Origin of the sequence: uncultured Marinobacter sp. (assembly GCF_963974375.1) — a bacterium.
Classification (GTDB): Bacteria; Pseudomonadota; Gammaproteobacteria; order Pseudomonadales; family Oleiphilaceae; genus Marinobacter.
Genome location: NZ_CAXBDN010000085.1, coordinates 1 through 15,644, shown reverse-complemented (window position 1 = coordinate 15,644; position 15,644 = coordinate 1). Strand labels below are relative to the sequence as shown.

The 15,644-nt window shown below is 54.7% G+C and carries 30 protein-coding genes; 29 read left to right on the top strand and 1 reads right to left on the bottom strand.

The window, feature by feature from the left end:
* The 29 genes from tuf to rplQ all read left to right on the top strand — a co-directional run.
* Positions 1-1,196: elongation factor Tu (tuf, locus tag AAC035_RS09260; protein ID WP_339802925.1), on the top strand; the 1,196-nt coding region annotated here is incomplete at its 5' end.
* A gap of 190 nt (positions 1,197-1,386) precedes the next feature.
* Positions 1,387-1,698 (top strand): 30S ribosomal protein S10, encoded by a 312-nt coding sequence (gene rpsJ / locus AAC035_RS09255; RefSeq protein WP_041341420.1) that lies wholly within the window; start codon positions 1,387-1,389, stop codon positions 1,696-1,698.
* A gap of 76 nt (positions 1,699-1,774) precedes the next feature.
* Complete coding sequence (gene rplC / locus AAC035_RS09250) at positions 1,775-2,413, top strand: 50S ribosomal protein L3 (RefSeq protein ID WP_339802922.1); 639 nt, start codon at positions 1,775-1,777, stop codon at positions 2,411-2,413.
* 11 nt (positions 2,414-2,424) lie between these two features.
* The gene (rplD, locus tag AAC035_RS09245; RefSeq protein WP_339802919.1) at positions 2,425-3,030 is read left to right on the top strand and encodes a 50S ribosomal protein L4; all 606 of its coding nucleotides are present in this window, start codon (positions 2,425-2,427) and stop codon (positions 3,028-3,030) included.
* The gene (gene rplW / locus AAC035_RS09240) at positions 3,027-3,320 is read left to right on the top strand and encodes a 50S ribosomal protein L23 (protein WP_339802916.1); all 294 of its coding nucleotides are present in this window, start codon (positions 3,027-3,029) and stop codon (positions 3,318-3,320) included. The genes rplD and rplW overlap by 4 nt, the downstream gene beginning before the upstream one ends.
* 17 nt (positions 3,321-3,337) lie before the next feature.
* The gene (gene rplB / locus AAC035_RS09235) at positions 3,338-4,165 is read left to right on the top strand and encodes a 50S ribosomal protein L2 (RefSeq protein WP_339802913.1); all 828 of its coding nucleotides are present in this window, start codon (positions 3,338-3,340) and stop codon (positions 4,163-4,165) included.
* A gap of 23 nt (positions 4,166-4,188) precedes the next feature.
* Positions 4,189-4,464 (top strand): 30S ribosomal protein S19, encoded by a 276-nt coding sequence (rpsS, locus tag AAC035_RS09230; RefSeq protein ID WP_339802911.1) that lies wholly within the window; start codon positions 4,189-4,191, stop codon positions 4,462-4,464.
* Between the two features lie 17 nt (positions 4,465-4,481).
* Complete coding sequence (rplV, locus tag AAC035_RS09225; protein ID WP_339802909.1) at positions 4,482-4,814, top strand: 50S ribosomal protein L22; 333 nt, start codon at positions 4,482-4,484, stop codon at positions 4,812-4,814.
* 11 nt (positions 4,815-4,825) lie between these two features.
* Complete coding sequence (gene rpsC, locus AAC035_RS09220; RefSeq protein WP_339802906.1) at positions 4,826-5,509, top strand: 30S ribosomal protein S3; 684 nt, start codon at positions 4,826-4,828, stop codon at positions 5,507-5,509.
* A 12-nt stretch (positions 5,510-5,521) separates the two neighbouring features.
* On the top strand, positions 5,522-5,935 hold the full coding sequence (rplP, locus tag AAC035_RS09215; RefSeq protein WP_339802904.1) for a 50S ribosomal protein L16: 414 nt from the start codon (positions 5,522-5,524) through the stop codon (positions 5,933-5,935).
* Entirely contained in the window at positions 5,935-6,126 is a 192-nt protein-coding gene (rpmC, locus tag AAC035_RS09210; protein ID WP_339802927.1) for a 50S ribosomal protein L29, read from the top strand. The genes rplP and rpmC overlap by 1 nt, the downstream gene beginning before the upstream one ends.
* A gap of 1 nt (position 6,127) precedes the next feature.
* The gene (rpsQ, locus tag AAC035_RS09205) at positions 6,128-6,394 is read left to right on the top strand and encodes a 30S ribosomal protein S17 (protein WP_339802901.1); all 267 of its coding nucleotides are present in this window, start codon (positions 6,128-6,130) and stop codon (positions 6,392-6,394) included.
* A gap of 59 nt (positions 6,395-6,453) precedes the next feature.
* The gene (gene rplN, locus AAC035_RS09200; RefSeq protein WP_007154005.1) at positions 6,454-6,822 is read left to right on the top strand and encodes a 50S ribosomal protein L14; all 369 of its coding nucleotides are present in this window, start codon (positions 6,454-6,456) and stop codon (positions 6,820-6,822) included.
* Positions 6,823-6,838: 16 nt separating this feature from the next.
* Positions 6,839-7,159: a 50S ribosomal protein L24 gene (gene rplX, locus AAC035_RS09195; protein ID WP_339802899.1), complete on the top strand. Its 321-nt coding sequence runs from the start codon at positions 6,839-6,841 to the stop codon at positions 7,157-7,159.
* Positions 7,160-7,174: 15 nt separating this feature from the next.
* Positions 7,175-7,714 carry a 50S ribosomal protein L5 gene (gene rplE, locus AAC035_RS09190; RefSeq protein WP_339802896.1) on the top strand — a complete coding sequence of 180 codons (540 nt, stop codon included), beginning with the start codon at positions 7,175-7,177 and terminating at the stop codon, positions 7,712-7,714.
* An 11-nt stretch (positions 7,715-7,725) separates the two neighbouring features.
* On the top strand, positions 7,726-8,031 hold the full coding sequence (gene rpsN / locus AAC035_RS09185; protein ID WP_339802893.1) for a 30S ribosomal protein S14: 306 nt from the start codon (positions 7,726-7,728) through the stop codon (positions 8,029-8,031).
* Positions 8,032-8,116: 85 nt separating this feature from the next.
* On the top strand, positions 8,117-8,509 hold the full coding sequence (rpsH, locus tag AAC035_RS09180) for a 30S ribosomal protein S8 (RefSeq protein WP_339802889.1): 393 nt from the start codon (positions 8,117-8,119) through the stop codon (positions 8,507-8,509).
* 9 nt (positions 8,510-8,518) lie between these two features.
* The gene (gene rplF / locus AAC035_RS09175; RefSeq protein ID WP_339802886.1) at positions 8,519-9,052 is read left to right on the top strand and encodes a 50S ribosomal protein L6; all 534 of its coding nucleotides are present in this window, start codon (positions 8,519-8,521) and stop codon (positions 9,050-9,052) included.
* A gap of 9 nt (positions 9,053-9,061) precedes the next feature.
* Positions 9,062-9,409 (top strand): 50S ribosomal protein L18, encoded by a 348-nt coding sequence (gene rplR / locus AAC035_RS09170; RefSeq protein ID WP_339802883.1) that lies wholly within the window; start codon positions 9,062-9,064, stop codon positions 9,407-9,409.
* A gap of 12 nt (positions 9,410-9,421) precedes the next feature.
* Positions 9,422-9,922, top strand: a complete 501-nt coding sequence (gene rpsE / locus AAC035_RS09165; protein ID WP_339802880.1) for a 30S ribosomal protein S5 — start codon at positions 9,422-9,424, stop codon at positions 9,920-9,922.
* Between the two features lie 4 nt (positions 9,923-9,926).
* Positions 9,927-10,115 (top strand): 50S ribosomal protein L30, encoded by a 189-nt coding sequence (gene rpmD, locus AAC035_RS09160; protein ID WP_339802877.1) that lies wholly within the window; start codon positions 9,927-9,929, stop codon positions 10,113-10,115.
* 1 nt (position 10,116) lies between these two features.
* Positions 10,117-10,551: a 50S ribosomal protein L15 gene (gene rplO / locus AAC035_RS09155; RefSeq protein ID WP_339802874.1), complete on the top strand. Its 435-nt coding sequence runs from the start codon at positions 10,117-10,119 to the stop codon at positions 10,549-10,551.
* A gap of 17 nt (positions 10,552-10,568) precedes the next feature.
* The gene (gene secY, locus AAC035_RS09150; RefSeq protein WP_339802873.1) at positions 10,569-11,888 is read left to right on the top strand and encodes a preprotein translocase subunit SecY; all 1,320 of its coding nucleotides are present in this window, start codon (positions 10,569-10,571) and stop codon (positions 11,886-11,888) included.
* Positions 11,889-11,922: 34 nt separating this feature from the next.
* Positions 11,923-12,036: a 50S ribosomal protein L36 gene (gene rpmJ / locus AAC035_RS09145; RefSeq protein ID WP_008174902.1), complete on the top strand. Its 114-nt coding sequence runs from the start codon at positions 11,923-11,925 to the stop codon at positions 12,034-12,036.
* A gap of 139 nt (positions 12,037-12,175) precedes the next feature.
* A complete protein-coding gene (gene rpsM / locus AAC035_RS09140; RefSeq protein WP_339802870.1) occupies positions 12,176-12,532 on the top strand; it encodes a 30S ribosomal protein S13 in 357 nt (118 codons plus the stop codon).
* Positions 12,533-12,546: 14 nt separating this feature from the next.
* Entirely contained in the window at positions 12,547-12,936 is a 390-nt protein-coding gene (gene rpsK, locus AAC035_RS09135) for a 30S ribosomal protein S11 (RefSeq protein WP_007153992.1), read from the top strand.
* Positions 12,937-12,951: 15 nt separating this feature from the next.
* Positions 12,952-13,572: a 30S ribosomal protein S4 gene (gene rpsD, locus AAC035_RS09130; protein ID WP_339802868.1), complete on the top strand. Its 621-nt coding sequence runs from the start codon at positions 12,952-12,954 to the stop codon at positions 13,570-13,572.
* A 35-nt stretch (positions 13,573-13,607) separates the two neighbouring features.
* Positions 13,608-14,612 (top strand): DNA-directed RNA polymerase subunit alpha, encoded by a 1,005-nt coding sequence (rpoA, locus tag AAC035_RS09125; RefSeq protein ID WP_339802866.1) that lies wholly within the window; start codon positions 13,608-13,610, stop codon positions 14,610-14,612.
* A gap of 37 nt (positions 14,613-14,649) precedes the next feature.
* The gene (gene rplQ, locus AAC035_RS09120) at positions 14,650-15,045 is read left to right on the top strand and encodes a 50S ribosomal protein L17 (RefSeq protein ID WP_339802863.1); all 396 of its coding nucleotides are present in this window, start codon (positions 14,650-14,652) and stop codon (positions 15,043-15,045) included.
* 82 nt (positions 15,046-15,127) lie between these two features.
* On the opposite strand, the gene AAC035_RS09115 is transcribed toward rplQ, so the two are convergent.
* Positions 15,128-15,644, bottom strand: a 517-nt coding sequence (locus AAC035_RS09115; protein WP_339802860.1) for an ATP-binding cassette domain-containing protein, incomplete at its 5' end; no start/stop codon positions are given.

Sequence of the window (15,644 nt, the reverse complement as noted above, 5' to 3'; positions counted from 1 at the left end):
TGTCTAAAGCAAAATTTGAGCGTAACAAGCCGCACGTCAACGTGGGCACCATTGGTCACGTTGACCATGGCAAGACAACCCTGACAGCGGCGCTGACGCGCGTATGTCACGAAGTGTGGGGAACCGGCGAGTCCCGTGCCTTCGACCAGATCGATAACGCACCGGAAGAGCGCGCACGTGGTATTACCATTGCGACCTCCCACGTTGAGTATGATTCACCGGCCCGTCACTACGCGCACGTAGATTGCCCGGGCCACGCTGACTATGTGAAGAACATGATCACCGGTGCAGCGCAGATGGACGGCGCCATCCTGGTGTGTTCCGCAGCTGACGGCCCCATGCCGCAGACCCGCGAGCACATCCTGCTGTCCCGTCAGGTGGGCGTACCGTTCATCGTTGTGTTCCTGAACAAGGCTGACATGGTCGACGACGAAGAGCTGCTTGAGCTGGTCGAGATGGAAGTTCGCGATCTGCTGAACATGTACGACTTCCCGGGTGACGACACTCCGATCATCATTGGTTCCGCGCTGATGGCGCTGGAAGGCAAGGATGACAACGAGATGGGCACCACGGCTGTGAAGAAGCTGGTTGAGGCGCTGGACGAGTACATCCCGCAGCCTGAGCGTGCGATTGATCAGCCGTTCCTGATGCCGATCGAAGACGTGTTCTCGATCTCCGGTCGTGGTACCGTTGTGACCGGTCGTGTCGAGCGCGGCATCGTGAAGGTGGGTGATGAAGTGGAAATCGTGGGCATCCGCGATACCGTGAAGACCACCTGTACCGGTGTTGAGATGTTCCGCAAGCTGCTGGACGAAGGTCGTGCGGGTGAGAACGTGGGCGTACTGCTGCGTGGCACCAAGCGTGATGACGTTGAGCGCGGGCAGGTACTGTGTGTACCGGGTTCTATCAAGCCGCACACCCAGTTCGAATGCGAAGTGTATGTCCTGAGCAAGGAAGAGGGTGGTCGTCATACGCCTTTCTTCAAGGGCTACCGTCCGCAGTTTTACTTCCGTACCACTGACGTGACTGGTTCATGTGAGCTGCCGGAAGGCGTGGAAATGGTAATGCCGGGTGACAACGTGAAATTGTCCGTCACCCTGATCAACCCGATCGCCATGGAAGATGGTCTGCGCTTCGCGATTCGCGAAGGCGGCCGTACCGTTGGCGCCGGCGTGGTCTCCAAGATCCTGGCGTAATTCGTTCAGCGATCGGAGAAAGGGGCTGCTGGTCAGCCCCTTTTTCAGTTCCGCAGGCATCCATATACCCGGCAGTTTCAGGCATCCATGTGGTTGCTTGACTCTGCTGGGTATTATGCATACAATGCGGCTCCTTTTTTTGAAGGTCGGCTTACAACAAGTAGCTGCTACGAGTGGAGTTTGGTGCATCATGCAAAGCCAAAAAATCAGAATCCGGTTGAAGGCGTTTGATTACCGCCTGATCGACCAGTCCACGCAGGAGATCGTCGATACCGCGAAGCGGACCGGCGCTCAGGTGCGTGGACCTATCCCTCTGCCGACGCGGAAGGAAAAGTACACAATACTGGTCTCCCCGCACGTCAACAAAGACGCGCGCGACCAGTACGAAATTCGTACTCACAAGCGTTTGCTTGACATTGTCGAGCCGACGGAAAAGACAGTAGATGCTTTGATGAAGCTTGATCTTGCAGCGGGTGTAGACGTTCAGATCAGCCTCGGCTAATACCAGCAGGTATTGGTCAGTGTAACTGTCCTAAGGCCATAGAGGGTGCGAGCCCCGTACACTTAAGAGGTGAAACATGGCAATTGGTGTAGTCGGTCGTAAGGCCGGAATGACCCGTATTTTTACGGAAGACGGGCAAGCAGTGCCCGTAACGGTAATCGAGGTTGAAGCCAACCGCATTACCCAACTGAAAACCCTCGAAACCGACGGCTATCGTGCCGTTCAGGTGACTGTGGGCAATCGTCGTCCCTCCCGGGTAACCAAAAGCGCAGCGGGCCACTTTGCGAAGGCAGGCGTTGAAGCCGGTCGTGGCATGTGGGAATTCCGCCTGGCTGAAGGTGAAGGTGAAGATCTGGCCGCTGGCGGAGAGATTACTGTGTCCGTGTTTGAAGACGGTCAGGTAGTCGATGCGGTAGGTCAGTCCAAAGGTAAGGGCTTCCAGGGCGGTGTCAAGCGCTGGAACTTCTCCATGCAGGACGCGACTCACGGTAACTCCCTGTCTCATCGTGCTCCGGGTTCCATTGGTCAGAACCAGACTCCGGGTAAGGTATTCAAGGGCAAAAAGATGGCGGGCCAGATGGGCAACGCACAGGTGACTGTGCAGAACCTTCAGGTTGTCCGTGTCGATGCCGAGCGCAACCTGCTGCTGATTCGTGGTGCTGTACCGGGAGCTACCGGCGGCAACGTGATCATCAAGCCTGCAGTTAAAGCCTGAGGAGCGGTGCGATGGAATTAACAATTACGGGTAGCGACAAGGGGATTTCGGTTTCCGATGCCTCGTTCGCCAAAGAATTTAATGAGTCACTGGTTCACCAGGTTGTCACAGCCTATATGGCTGCTGGTCGTCAGGGGACCCGTGCTCAGAAGACTCGTTCAGAAGTAAGTGGTGGCGGCAAGAAGCCGTGGCGTCAGAAGGGCACCGGTCGTGCCCGTGCGGGTACGATTCGTAGCCCGATCTGGCGTTCAGGTGGTGTGACCTTTGCGGCCAAGCCCCAGAACTACGAGCAGAAAGTTAACCGCAAGATGTACCGTGCGGCGATGCAGTCTATTTTTTCTGAGCTGGTTCGTCAGGATCGCCTGGTCGTTGTCGACGACGTTGTTGTCGATAGTCCCAAGACCAAGGCTTTCACTGCAAAGCTGAAGGATCTGGGCGTATCCAATGCCCTGATTCTGGCCGAGAATGTAGAGCAGAACCTTCATCTGGCGTCCCGCAATGTGCCGCACGTTGACGTGCGCGATGTTGCAGGTCTCGATCCGGTCAGCCTGGTTGCCTTTGAGAAGGTTGTGGTTACCGTTCCGGCTCTTAAGAAGATCGAGGAGATGCTGGGATGAATCAGGAACGTATCTACAAGGTTCTGTTGGGACCGCACGTGTCAGAAAAAGCATCCATGGTTGCCGAGAGCAATCAGGTGGTTTTCCGTGTGGCCACTGACGCTACCAAGCCAGAGATCAAGAAAGCCGTTGAGCAGCTGTTCAACGTCACCGTCGAAGGTGTTCAGGTTCTGAATCGTAAGGGTAAGCTCAAGCGCACTACCCGCGGGTTCGGCAAGCGTAATGACATTCGCAAGGCTTACGTAAAGCTGGCAGAAGGTCAGGACATCGATTTTCTGGATGTGGAATAAGGTAAAGGGGTCGTAATATGCCGATCGTCAAAACCAAGCCAACATCTGCCGGACGCCGTCACGTTGTAAAGCTTTACAACCCGGACCTGCACAAAGGTGGTCCTTACGAGCCGTTGGTAGAAACAAAGAGTAAGTCTGGTGGCCGTAACAATGCTGGCCGCATTACTACTCGTCACATTGGTGGTGGCCATAAACAGCACTACCGTGTCATCGATTTCAAGCGGACCAAAGATGGTATTCCTGCGGTCATTGAGCGCCTGGAATATGATCCGAACCGTTCTGCGCACATTGCGCTCCTGAAGTATGCCGATGGCGAGCGTCGCTACATTATCGCTCCCAAAGGTATGAAAGCAGGAGATCCTGTGCGCTCCGGTATCGACGCGCCGATTAAAGTGGGTAGCACATTGCCGCTCCGGAATATTCCGGTCGGTTCTGTCATTCACTGCGTCGAACTCAAGCCTGGTAAAGGTGCACAGCTGGCTCGCTCTGCGGGCGCATCCGTACAGCTGGTTGCAAGGGAAGGGGCTTACGCCACTATCCGCCTGCGCTCAGGTGAAATGCGAAAGGTGCTTGTTGATTGCCGCGCAACGTTGGGTGAAGTTTCCAACAGCGAGCACAGTCTCAAGCAGCTTGGTAAAGCGGGTGCATCACGTTGGCGCGGTAAACGTCCAACAGTACGTGGTGTTGCTATGAACCCAGTTGACCACCCGCATGGTGGTGGTGAAGGGCGTACCTCTGGCGGGCGTCACCCGGTTACTCCGTGGGGTGTTCCGACCAAAGGGCATAAGACTCGTAAGAACAAACGTACTGACAAGATGATAGTACGTCGTCGTTCAGCCAAGTAAACGACTACATAGAGGTAATTGCTGTGCCACGTTCTTTAAAGAAAGGTCCTTTTATAGACCTGCATCTGTTGAAGAAGGTCGAGGCAGCTCTGGAAGCCAACGACAAGCGGCCGATCAAAACCTGGTCCCGCCGGTCAACAATCTTTCCGGAGATGGTAGGCCTGACCATCGCAGTACACAACGGCAAGCAACATGTGCCAGTGTATGTGACCGAAGATATGGTCGGTCACAAATTGGGGGAGTTCGCGGCAACGCGTACTTACCGTGGTCATGTAGCTGACAAGAAAGCTAAACGCTGATTGTGAGGGGAATCGAAATGGAAGTAGCAGCCAAGTATAAGGGCGCTCGCCTCTCTGCTCAGAAAGCACGTCTTGTCGCTGACCAGGTTCGCGGTAAGGCCGTTGAGGACGCCCTTAACATTCTGACTTTCAGCCCGAAGAAGGCAGCGGTCGTGATCAAGAAAGCTCTTGAGTCCGCCATTGCCAACGCTGAGCATAACGAAGGTCTGGACGTAGATGATCTGCGGGTCTCCACCGTGATGGTGGATGAGGGCCCGACGCTCAAGCGAATCAGAGCTCGAGCCAAGGGGCGCGCTGACCGTATTATGAAGCGCACCTGCCATATCACCGTCAAGGTCGCCGACAAGTAGGAGATGCTCAGATGGGTCACAAAGTAAATCCGACTGGCATGCGCCTGGGTGTGATCAAAGAACACAACTCAGTCTGGTATGCCGAAAAACGGGAATACGCGAAGAAGTTGCTGAATGATATTCAGGTTCGTGAATTCCTCGACAAGCGTCTGCTAAAGGCGTCTGTCAGCAAGATTGTGATCGAGCGCCCTGCTCAGAACGCCCGTATCACGATCCATACTGCCCGTCCCGGTATTGTTATCGGTAAGAAGGGTGAAGATGTTGACCGTCTGCGTCGTGAAGTCAGCGACATGATGGGTGTGCCTGTGCACATCAACATCGAGGAAGTCCGCAAGCCGGACCTGGATGCCCGCCTGGTAGCGCAAAACGTTGCCGGTCAGCTCGAACGTCGTGTGATGTTCCGTCGTGCCATGAAGCGCGCGGTTCAGAACGCCATGCGTCAGGGTGCCAAGGGTATCAAGATTCAGGTTGGTGGTCGTCTTGGGGGTGCCGAAATCGCCCGTTCCGAGTGGTACCGTGAAGGTCGCGTTCCGCTGCACACACTGCGTGCAGATATCGATTACGCAACCTACGAAGCGCACACCACTTACGGCGTTATCGGCGTTAAGGTATGGATCTTCAAGGGTGAGATTCTTGGCGGTATGGAACAGGTCCGTGCTGACAAGAATGCCTCTCGCAAGAAAGGTTCCAAGTAAGGGGGCACTCGAATGCTGCAGCCAAAACGCACCAAATTTCGCAAGGTAATGAAGGGCCGTAATACCGGTCTTGCTCAGCGCGCTAACAAGGTGAGCTTCGGTGAATACGGATTGAAAGCGACGACTCGTGGTCGTATAACTGCGCGCCAGATCGAAGCGGCGCGTCGTACCATGACTCGTCGGATCAAGCGGGGCGGTAAGATCTGGATCCGGATTTTCCCGGACAAGCCGATCACCGGTAAGCCGCTTGAAGTACGAATGGGTAAAGGTAAGGGTTCTGTCGAGTACTGGGTGGCTGAAATTCAGCCAGGCCGTATGCTCTACGAAATGGAAGGCGTCTCTGAAGAAATTGCACGTGAAGCCTTCACACTCGCAGCGGCTAAATTGCCCGTTCAGACCACCTTTGTAACGAGGACGGTGATGTGATGAAAGCAACAGAGCTGCGTGAGAAGTCAGTCGAAGAGCTGAACAAAGAGCTGATCGACCTCCTGAAGGAGCAGTTCAACCTGCGTATGCGTAAGGCAACAGGTCAGCTGAATCAGTCTCATCTTCTCGCCAATGTGAAGCGCGATATTGCTCGTGTGAAAACAGTGATGAATGATAAGGCAGGAAAGTGACATGACTGAAGCTACCCAAACTGCCAGAACCCTAGACGGCAAGGTCGTGAGCAACAAGATGGACAAGTCCATCGTTGTTCTGGTTGAGCGCCAGGTCAAGCACCCGCTTTATGGCAAGTACATAAAGCGCTCAACCAAGATTCATGCTCATGATGAACAGAACGAGTGCAACATTGGTGATCTCGTTACGATCAGGGAAACCCGCCCGGTCTCCAAGACGAAAAGCTGGGCTCTGGTCGAAGTCACCGAACGCGCTTCCAAGGTGTAACTCGCCCGGACGGGGAGTCTTGTCGAAACCGCGATAGCGGTTTCTGCTGGAGAATAACCATGATTCAGACTCAAACAATGCTTGAAGTCGCGGACAACAGTGGTGCACGGCAGGTTATGTGCATCAAGGTCCTGGGCGGTTCGCACCGGCGTTATGCCAGCGTGGGAGATATCATCAAGGTGACCGTTAAGGAAGCCATCCCCCGCGGCAAGGTGAAGAAAGGCCAGGTACTCAAGGCTGTTGTTGTGCGTACCCGTAAGGGTGTGCGTCGTCCTGACGGATCGCTGATCCGCTTTGACGGTAACGCGGCGGTACTTCTTAACAACCAGGACGCGCCGATTGGCACCCGTATCTTCGGACCGGTTACCCGCGAACTGCGAAATGAGAAGTTTATGAAAATTATTTCACTGGCACCCGAAGTACTGTAAGGACTAAAGGCCGGTTATGAAAAAGATCAAACGAGATGACGAAGTAATCGTCACCACGGGTAAAGACAAAGGCAAGCGTGGTAAAGTCCTGAAAGTTCAGGACGACGGCAAGGTGATTGTTTCTGGCATCAACATGATGAAGAAGCACACCAAACCGAACCCGATGCTGGGCACCCCGGGTGGCATCGTCGAAAAAGAAGCACCTATCCAGGCTTCCAACGTGGCTATTTTTAATCCGCAGACCGGCAAAGCCGATCGCGTAGGCTTCCAGATCAAGGAAGACGGCGCTAAAGTGCGGATCTACAAAGCTACGAACGAAGCTGTCGATAACCAGTAAGCGGTGGTGGTTACGATGCTGAACATGAAAGAGCAGTATAAACAGGAAGTGGTACCCGCCCTGCAGAAAGAGTTCGGTTACAAGAACGTTATGCAGGTGCCGCGTATCGAAAAAATCACCCTGAACATGGGTGTTGGTGAAGCGGTTGGCGACAAGAAGCTGATCGAAAACGCGGTTGCTGATCTTGAGCGTCTGGCTGGCCAGAAAGTAGTGGTCACCATGGCTCGCAAGTCAGTAGCTGGCTTCAAGATCCGTGAAGGTTGGCCGATCGGTTGTAAAGTAACTCTGCGCGGTGAGCGTATGTGGGACTTCTTTGACCGCCTGGTCCACATTGCGATTCCTCGTGTTCGTGACTTCCGTGGTCTGAACCCGAAATCGTTCGACGGTCGCGGCAACTACAGCATGGGTGTGCGTGAGCAGATCATCTTCCCGGAAATCGAGTACGACAAAGTCGACAAGATCCGCGGGATGGATATCACCATTACCACCAGTGCCGGTACCGATGACGAAGGCCGCGAACTGCTGAAAGCCTTTGGCTTTCCGTTCAAGAAATAAGGAACGAGTACATGGCTAAGGTATCCATGAAAAACCGTGAGCTCAAGCGCGAGCAAACCGTTGCGAAATTCGCAGCGAAGCGCGCCGAGCTCAAGGCGATTATCAAGAACCCGAATTCCAGCGACGAAGAACGCTGGGACGCGCAGATGAAGCTACAGCAGCTTCCTCGTGATGCGAGTCCCTCCCGTCTTCGTAACCGTTGCCAGGTTACTGGTCGTCCCCACGGTGTTCTCCGCAAGTTCGAGCTGTCACGGATCAAACTCCGTGAATACGGCATGCGCGGTGATGTCCCGGGTCTGACCAAGTCCAGTTGGTAAACAACACCGCGATTCGTCGCGGTGATCGTTGGTAAGCGGAGCGGCCAGCCGCTGCACAACTAAAAAGTTCAGGAGCCTCATACCAATGAGTATGCAAGATACGCTTGCGGATATGTTTACTCGTATCCGTAATGCACAGATGGCGTCGAAAGCTGATGTGACGATGCCGTCTTCAAAGATGAAAATCTCCGTAGCCCAGGTCCTGAAGGACGAAGGTTACGTTGGTGAATTTTCCGTCTCAGCTGATGCCAAGCCGGAACTGACTATTACTCTGAAATACTTCGGCGGAAAGCCGGTTATTGAAGAGATCAAGCGGGTCAGCCGTCCGAGTCTGCGCCAGTACAAAGGCACAGCGGAACTGCCGAAAGTGGCAGCTGGTCTTGGGGTCGCTATCGTGTCTACGTCGAAAGGCGTTATGACCGACCGCGCTGCACGTGCTGCGGGCGTGGGTGGCGAAGTCATCTGCACCGTATTCTAGGAGAAAGACATGTCCAGGGTTGCCAATAATCCTGTCGTGCTGCCTTCCGGTGTTGAGGTTAAGCTGAACGGACAGGAAATCAATGTAAAGGGCTCCAAGGGAGCGCTTCAATTTAACATTCATCAGGCGGTTGAGGTAAAGCAGGAAGAGGGAACTCTTCTCTTTGCAGCCCGCGATGGTGCCAAACAGTCCCGCGCTCTTGCAGGTACTACTCGCGCGTTGATTAACAACATGGTTACCGGTGTTACCGATGGCTTCGAGCGTAAGCTCCAGCTGATCGGCGTAGGATACCGGGCGCAGGCGCAGGGCAAGAAGCTCAATCTGACACTGGGTTTTTCTCACCCGGTTGAGTATGAGCTGCCCGAGGGGATTACCGCTGAAACTCCGACTCAGACAGAGATCGTTGTTCGGGGAATCGACAAGCAACAGGTTGGCCAGGTCGCTGCTGAAATCCGCGCGTTCCGTCCGCCCGAGCCTTACAAAGGCAAAGGTGTTCGTTATGCGGATGAGCAGGTAAGACGCAAAGAAGCCAAGAAGAAATAAGGCGGGACTATGAGCGCGAATACTGAAAGATTGCGTCGCGCACGCAAAGTGCGCATGAAGATCCGTAAACTGGGCACCGACCGTCTGTGCGTGCATCGCACACCGCGGCACATGTACGCCCAGGTCACCACCGCAGACGGAAGTAAGGTTCTGGCCACAGCTTCCACTCTCGATAAGGATCTGCGTCAGGGTGCTACGGGTAATGTAGATGCGGCCAAGAAGGTCGGTCAGTTGATTGCTGAGCGAGCCAAGGCCGCTGGTATCGAGAAGGTCGCATTCGACCGCTCTGGCTACCGTTACCATGGTCGCGTACAGGCACTTGCCGACGCTGCCCGTGAAGCTGGCTTGCAATTCTAAGAGGTGGAGAAGATGAGCGTTAACGAACAGAAGGCGCCTGAGCTCCAGGAAAAGCTGGTTCAGGTTAACCGCGTAGCCAAAGTGGTTAAAGGTGGTCGTATTTTTGCCTTCACCGCACTCACTGTTGTGGGTGATGGTAAGGGTCGGGTGGGTTTCGGTCGCGGTAAGGCCCGCGAAGTGCCGGTAGCCATCCAGAAGGCCATGGAAGCTGCGCGTAAGAACATGGTGGATATACCGCTCGACGGTAACACCCTGCAGTACCCGGTAAAAGCCAACCATGGCGCATCCCGGGTTTACATGCAGCCTGCGTCTGAAGGTACAGGTATCATTGCCGGTGGTGCGATGCGCTCTGTGCTGGAAGTGGCCGGTGTTCATAACGTACTGTCGAAGTGTTACGGCTCGACCAACCCGGTCAACGTAGTCCGTGCCACTATCAAGGGTCTTCAGGCCATGCATGCGCCTGAAGATATTGCAGCCAAGCGCGGCAAGACCGTGGAAGATATTCTGGGTTGAAGTCATGGCGAACGCAAAGACAATTAAAGTAACACTGACCCGCAGCCCGATCGGCTGCCAGCCCAAGCACAAACTGTGTGTGAAGGGCCTGGGTCTTCGTAGAATCGGTCACACTGTGGAAGTGGAAGACACACCTTCCATCCGCGGTATGATCAACCGGGTAAATTACCTGGTTCGGGTAGAGGATAACTAAGATGCGTCTGAACGAACTTAGTCCGGAACCCGGTTCACGTCCGGCCGCAAGGCGCGTTGGTCGTGGTATCGGAAGTGGATTCGGCAAGACAGCCGGTCGTGGTCACAAGGGTCTCAAGGCTCGCTCCGGCGGCTCCGTGGCTCCTGGCTTCGAGGGTGGTCAGCAACCGCTGGCCCGCCGTCTGCCCAAGTTTGGCTTCACATCCCGTCAGCAGCGTTACGTGGCAGAAATCCGCCTCAACGAGCTGGCAAAAGTGGATGGCGACATCGCTGATCTGGCCGCGCTGAAGAAAGCCGACATTATCCGTGAAGAGATCCGCGCTGCGCGGGTCATCCTTTCCGGTGAGCTCACCCGTGCGGTGACCGTCAAAGGCCTGAAGGTGACTAAAGGCGCTCGTGAGGCGATCACAGCTGCGGGCGGGAAAGTCGAAGACTAAGGCGAGTCGAGGACTACATGGCCAAGACATCAACAATGCCTGCTGGCGCAGGAAAGGGACTTGCAGAGCTGCGTTCGCGGCTCTGGTTTGTGGTCATCGCACTTCTGGTTTACCGGATCGGTGCGCACATCCCTGTGCCTGGTATTAACCCGGATCGCCTGGCGGCACTGTTTGATCAGAATCAGGGCACCATTCTGAGCCTGTTCAACATGTTTTCCGGTGGTGCGCTTGAGCGGATGAGTATCTTCGCACTGGGCATCATGCCCTATATTTCGGCTTCCATTATCATGCAGCTGATGACAGCGGTTAACCCAACACTGGAGCAGCTGAAGAAGGAAGGTGAAGCCGGTCGTCGCAAGATCAGCCAGTACACCCGTTATGGTACGGTGTTACTGGCCCTTGTGCAGGGTATGGGGATTTCCATGGGGCTTGCGTCCCAGGGTGTTACCTTCAATGATAGTTTCAGCTTCCATTTTGTAGCCGTTATCTCCTTCGTGAGTGGCGCGGTCTTCATGATGTGGCTGGGCGAGCAGATCACGGAGCGCGGTGTCGGTAACGGTATCTCGCTGCTGATCTTTGCTGGTATCGTAGCGGGCTTGCCCGGTGCGCTGGGGCAGACGCTCGAGCAGGCCAGAAGCGGTGAAATGAGCTTGCTGGTGGTGCTGGGTATCGGCGTGCTGGCAATTGCGGTAGTCGGCTTTGTGGTCTTCATGGAGCGTGGTCAGCGAAGGCTGACCATAAACTACGCCAAGCGCCAGCAAGGCCGCAGGGTGTTTGCTCAGCAGTCGAGCCATCTGCCACTGAAGGTCAACATGGCCGGTGTTATTCCGCCTATCTTTGCTTCATCCATTCTGTTGTTCCCGGCCTCTCTTGGTCAGTGGTTCGGACAGGGTGAGGGCATGGAGTGGCTGAGTGATATTTCCCAGGCGCTGGCGCCAAGCCAACCGCTTTACATCATTCTTTTTGCGGCAGCTGTGGTATTCTTCTGCTTCTTCTATACGGCGCTGATGTACAACCCGAAAGAAGTAGCCGATAACCTGAAGCGTTCCGGGGCATTTATTCCTGGTATCCGCCCGGGTGATCAGACCGCTAAGTACATCGACGGAGTGCTTACCCGGCTGACTCTGTTCGGTGCAATGTATATCGCAGCAGTTTCCCTTTTCCCTCAGTTTCTGATGGTTGCGGGTAATGTTCCTTTCTATCTGGGGGGGACATCGCTGTTGATTGTGGTAGTCGTGGTGATGGACTTCATGGCTCAGGTTCAATCGCACCTGATGTCGCATCAGTATGATTCGCTGATGAAGAAATCCAATCTCAAGGGCTATGGCCGGAGCTGACGCCGTCAGCTCCCCCTGAAAACTGGAGTGGACAATGAAAGTACGCGCTTCGGTAAAGAAAATTTGCCGTAACTGCAAAGTAATTCGTCGCAATGGCTCAGTTCGAGTCATTTGCTCGGAGCCTCGCCACAAGCAGCGTCAGGGTTGATCAGTTCGATCAACAACCCAGACGGGCTTGGGCACGGAATGATGGCGCTTGACTCCATGCGGGGTCAGGCGCTATTATTTCGCGCCCGTTTTGTGGCGGAAAATTCACACAGCAAAGCTTTGAACGCGGAGTAATCTGGATGGCACGTATAGCCGGTGTCAATATACCCGACAACAAACATGCTGTTATCTCGCTCACCTATATTTTTGGTGTAGGCAAGACAGCAGCCCAGGAGCTTTGCGGCGCAGCAGGCGTCCAGCAGGACGTCAAGATCAAAGACCTGTCTGACGAGCAGCTTGAAACTCTTCGTACCGAAGTGGGCAAGCTGACCGTTGAAGGTGATCTGCGTCGTGAAGTTCAGATGAACATCAAGCGTTTGAAGGATCTCGGATGCCACCGTGGTCTGCGTCATCGTCACGGCCTTCCGGTTCGTGGCCAGCGCACCAAGACCAACGCGCGCACCCGTAAAGGTCCTCGCAAACCGATTCGAAAGTAAACAGGTAGGCAAACATGGCAAAGCCAGGTACACGTACCCGTAAAAAGGTGAAAAAGACAGTTGTTGATGGCGTCGCACATATCCATGCGTCCTTCAACAACACTATCGTGACCATTTCTGACCGTCAGGGCAATGTACTGTCCTGGGCCACCTCTGGTGGTTCTGGTTTTCGTGGGTCACGCAAGAGCACACCTTTTGCTGCGCAGGTAGCAGCTGAAAGAGCCGGTAATGCGGCTGCTGAATACGGCCTTAAAAACCTGGACGTAGAGGTTAAGGGGCCCGGGCCCGGGCGTGAATCTGCAGTTCGTGCGCTGAACGCGTGCGGCTACAAGATCACAAACATTACCGATGTGACGCCGATTCCCCATAACGGCTGTCGTCCGCCCAAGAAGCGCCGCGTTTAAAGGAGACAGTTAGATATGGCACGTTACATAGGTCCGAAATGTAAGCTGTCTCGCCGTGAGGGGACAGATCTTTTCCTGAAGAGTGGGGTTCGCGCACTGGATTCGAAGTGCAACCTCGAAACACCTCCCGGTATGCACGGAGCCCGTCGTGGCCGTCTGTCCGAGTATGGTGTACAGCTTCGCGAAAAACAGAAAGTTCGTCGTATTTACGGCATCCTTGAGAAGCAGTTCCGTAACTATTACAAGGAAGCTGCGCGTATCAAAGGTGCAACCGGTGAGAACCTGCTCCAGCTGCTGGAAGGGCGTCTCGACAACGTGGTTTACCGCATGGGCTTCGGCTCCACGCGCGCTGAATCCCGTCAGCTGGTGTCGCACAAGGCCGTTCTGGTGAACGACAAGCCGGTGAATATCCCGTCCTACCAGGTTCGTCCTGGTGATGTGATCAGTATCCGTGAAAAGGCAAAGAACCAGTTGCGCGTTAAAGGTGCTCTGGAACTTTCCTCTGGTCGTGCCCCTGTTGAGTGGGTCGAGGTCGACGCCAACAAGATGGCCGGAACGTACAAGTCAGTGCCTGAGCGTACTGAACTGTCTTCCGACATCAACGAGAACCTCATCGTCGAGCTTTACTCCAAGTAAAGTCCAGTTAGCAACGAGAGCAGATAGGGGCGTCTATGCAGCGTTCAGTACATGAGTTATTGACACCTCGTACCATTGACGTAAAGGAACTGGGCACCACCCGTGCCAAGGTTACCCTGGAGCCGCTTGAGCGGGGCTTCGGGCACACCCTGGGGAGTGCACTGCGCCGTATCCTTTTGTCCTCAATGCCTGGCTGTGCCGTTACTGAAGCACAGATTGACGGTGTGCTTCACGAGTACAGTGCAATTGAGGGTGTCCAGGAAGACGTGATTGAGATTCTTCTGAACCTCAAGGGCGTTGCGGTGAAGATGGGCGGGCGTGACGAAGCTGAGATCTCTCTCAGCAAGAAAGGCCCAGGCGTTGTGACTGCTGGCGACATCAAGGTCGATCACGACGTTGAGATCACCAATCCCGAGCATGTGATTTGTCACTTGAGCGAGAAAGGTGAACTCAATATGCGTCTGAAGGTTGCCCGCGGTCGTGGTTACGAGCCTGCAGATCAGCGCGGTCTTGACGAAGACGAGACCCGTGCTATTGGACGCCTCCAGCTGGACGCTACGTTCAGTCCGGTACGTCGCGTTGCCTATGCGGTCGAGAGCGCCCGGGTTGAGCAGCGTACCGATCTTGACAAGCTGGTTATTGACCTGGAGACCAATGGCACGATCGATCCGGAAGAAGCAATTCGCCGGGCCGCGACCATTCTCCAGCAGCAGCTGGCCGTATTTGTCGATTTTGATCATGAGAAAGAGCCGGAAAACGTCGAGGAAGAGGAAGAAATCGATCCTATTCTGCTGCGTCCGGTTGATGATCTTGAGCTGACAGTTCGTTCGGCAAACTGCCTCAAAGCTGAGAATATTTACTACATCGGCGATCTTATCCAGCGCACAGAAGTCGAGCTGCTGAAGACGCCTAACCTGGGTAAAAAGTCGCTTACCGAAATCAAGGACGTACTGGCTTCACGCGGTCTGTCTCTGGGTATGCGTCTTGACAACTGGCCACCGGCTAGCCTTCGCGGCGATGACCGGGTTCTGGGCGGTTGATCGCCGTATTGGTAGTTTAAGGTAAGGAATAAGAGCAATGCGTCATCGTAAGAGTGGTCGTAAGTTCAACAGGACCAGTGCGCATCGCAAGGCCATGTTTCGTAACATGTCTGCGTCACTGGTTGAACATGAGCTGATCAAGACAACTCTGCCCAAAGCGAAAGAACTTCGCCGCGTAGCAGAGCCGCTGATCACGCTCGCGAAAAACGATTCGGTAGCCAATCGTCGTCTGGCGTTCGCGCGCCTGCGCAGCGATGCGGCTGTGGCGAAACTGTTCAACGAACTGGGTCCCCGTTACTCAGAGCGTCCGGGCGGTTACACGCGAATCCTGAAGTGCGGTTTCCGTGCTGGCGATAATGCCCCAATGGCATTTGTTGAGCTGCTCGGCCGTCCTGTGGATATCGAAGCGGAAGAAATGGACGACGACGAGTAACATCGTCCCGTTTTAGAAAAGCCGGGGGCTGTGAGGCCTCCGGCTTTTTTTGTTCTTAGCCGCGGAAACCACGGCTAAATGATTACCTGCTGAGTAAAGGCTTCAGGTAATGCCCCGTGTAGGAACGTTTATTGGCCGCCACTTGTTCCGGTGTACCTTCCGCAATGATCTCACCGCCACCAGAACCACCTTCCGGGCCAAGATCAATGATCCAGTCGGCGGTCTTGATCACATCCAGGTTGTGCTCAATAACCACGATGGTATTGCCGTGGTCCCGCAGGCGCTGGAGCACTGTCAGCAACTGCTGGATATCGTAGAAATGAAGTCCGGTGGTAGGTTCGTCGAGGATGTAGAGGGTTTTTCCGGTGTCCCGTTTGGACAGTTCCCGGGCCAGTTTTACCCGTTGTGCCTCGCCACCTGACAGGGTAACGGCGCTCTGTCCCAGACGGATATAGGAGAGCCCCACGTCAACCAGGGTTTGCAGCTTGCGGGCCAGAAATGGTACTGCATCGAAGAATTCACGGCCTTCCTCGACGGTCATCTCCAGTACTTCGTGAATATTCTTGCCTTTGTAACGTACTTCCAGGGTTTCCCGGTTG

Excerpts from the sequence above, each read along its gene's own strand:
- rplW (WP_339802916.1), top strand. The coding sequence starts at position 3,027 with ATGAATCAGGAACGTATCTACAAGGTTCTGTTGGGACCGCACGTGTCA.
- rpsH (WP_339802889.1), top strand. The coding sequence starts at position 8,117 with ATGAGTATGCAAGATACGCTTGCGGATATGTTTACTCGTATCCGTAAT.
- rpsC (WP_339802906.1), top strand. The coding sequence starts at position 4,826 with ATGGGTCACAAAGTAAATCCGACTGGCATGCGCCTGGGTGTGATCAAA.
- rpsJ (WP_041341420.1), top strand. The coding sequence starts at position 1,387 with ATGCAAAGCCAAAAAATCAGAATCCGGTTGAAGGCGTTTGATTACCGC.
- rplQ (WP_339802863.1), top strand. The coding sequence starts at position 14,650 with ATGCGTCATCGTAAGAGTGGTCGTAAGTTCAACAGGACCAGTGCGCAT.
- rplR (WP_339802883.1), top strand. The coding sequence starts at position 9,062 with ATGAGCGCGAATACTGAAAGATTGCGTCGCGCACGCAAAGTGCGCATG.
- rplX (WP_339802899.1), top strand. The coding sequence starts at position 6,839 with ATGAAAAAGATCAAACGAGATGACGAAGTAATCGTCACCACGGGTAAA.
- rplO (WP_339802874.1), top strand. The coding sequence starts at position 10,117 with ATGCGTCTGAACGAACTTAGTCCGGAACCCGGTTCACGTCCGGCCGCA.
- rpoA (WP_339802866.1), top strand. The coding sequence starts at position 13,608 with ATGCAGCGTTCAGTACATGAGTTATTGACACCTCGTACCATTGACGTA.
- rplD (WP_339802919.1), top strand. The coding sequence starts at position 2,425 with ATGGAATTAACAATTACGGGTAGCGACAAGGGGATTTCGGTTTCCGAT.
- rpmC (WP_339802927.1), top strand. The coding sequence starts at position 5,935 with ATGAAAGCAACAGAGCTGCGTGAGAAGTCAGTCGAAGAGCTGAACAAA.
- rpsM (WP_339802870.1), top strand. The coding sequence starts at position 12,176 with ATGGCACGTATAGCCGGTGTCAATATACCCGACAACAAACATGCTGTT.
- rplB (WP_339802913.1), top strand. The coding sequence starts at position 3,338 with ATGCCGATCGTCAAAACCAAGCCAACATCTGCCGGACGCCGTCACGTT.
- rpsD (WP_339802868.1), top strand. The coding sequence starts at position 12,952 with ATGGCACGTTACATAGGTCCGAAATGTAAGCTGTCTCGCCGTGAGGGG.
- rpsQ (WP_339802901.1), top strand. The coding sequence starts at position 6,128 with ATGACTGAAGCTACCCAAACTGCCAGAACCCTAGACGGCAAGGTCGTG.
- rpmD (WP_339802877.1), top strand. The coding sequence starts at position 9,927 with ATGGCGAACGCAAAGACAATTAAAGTAACACTGACCCGCAGCCCGATC.
- rplC (WP_339802922.1), top strand. The coding sequence starts at position 1,775 with ATGGCAATTGGTGTAGTCGGTCGTAAGGCCGGAATGACCCGTATTTTT.
- rpsK (WP_007153992.1), top strand. The coding sequence starts at position 12,547 with ATGGCAAAGCCAGGTACACGTACCCGTAAAAAGGTGAAAAAGACAGTT.
- rplV (WP_339802909.1), top strand. The coding sequence starts at position 4,482 with ATGGAAGTAGCAGCCAAGTATAAGGGCGCTCGCCTCTCTGCTCAGAAA.
- rplN (WP_007154005.1), top strand. The coding sequence starts at position 6,454 with ATGATTCAGACTCAAACAATGCTTGAAGTCGCGGACAACAGTGGTGCA.
- rplP (WP_339802904.1), top strand. The coding sequence starts at position 5,522 with ATGCTGCAGCCAAAACGCACCAAATTTCGCAAGGTAATGAAGGGCCGT.
- rplF (WP_339802886.1), top strand. The coding sequence starts at position 8,519 with ATGTCCAGGGTTGCCAATAATCCTGTCGTGCTGCCTTCCGGTGTTGAG.
- secY (WP_339802873.1), top strand. The coding sequence starts at position 10,569 with ATGGCCAAGACATCAACAATGCCTGCTGGCGCAGGAAAGGGACTTGCA.
- rpsN (WP_339802893.1), top strand. The coding sequence starts at position 7,726 with ATGGCTAAGGTATCCATGAAAAACCGTGAGCTCAAGCGCGAGCAAACC.
- rplE (WP_339802896.1), top strand. The coding sequence starts at position 7,175 with ATGCTGAACATGAAAGAGCAGTATAAACAGGAAGTGGTACCCGCCCTG.
- rpsE (WP_339802880.1), top strand. The coding sequence starts at position 9,422 with ATGAGCGTTAACGAACAGAAGGCGCCTGAGCTCCAGGAAAAGCTGGTT.
- rpmJ (WP_008174902.1), top strand. The coding sequence starts at position 11,923 with ATGAAAGTACGCGCTTCGGTAAAGAAAATTTGCCGTAACTGCAAAGTA.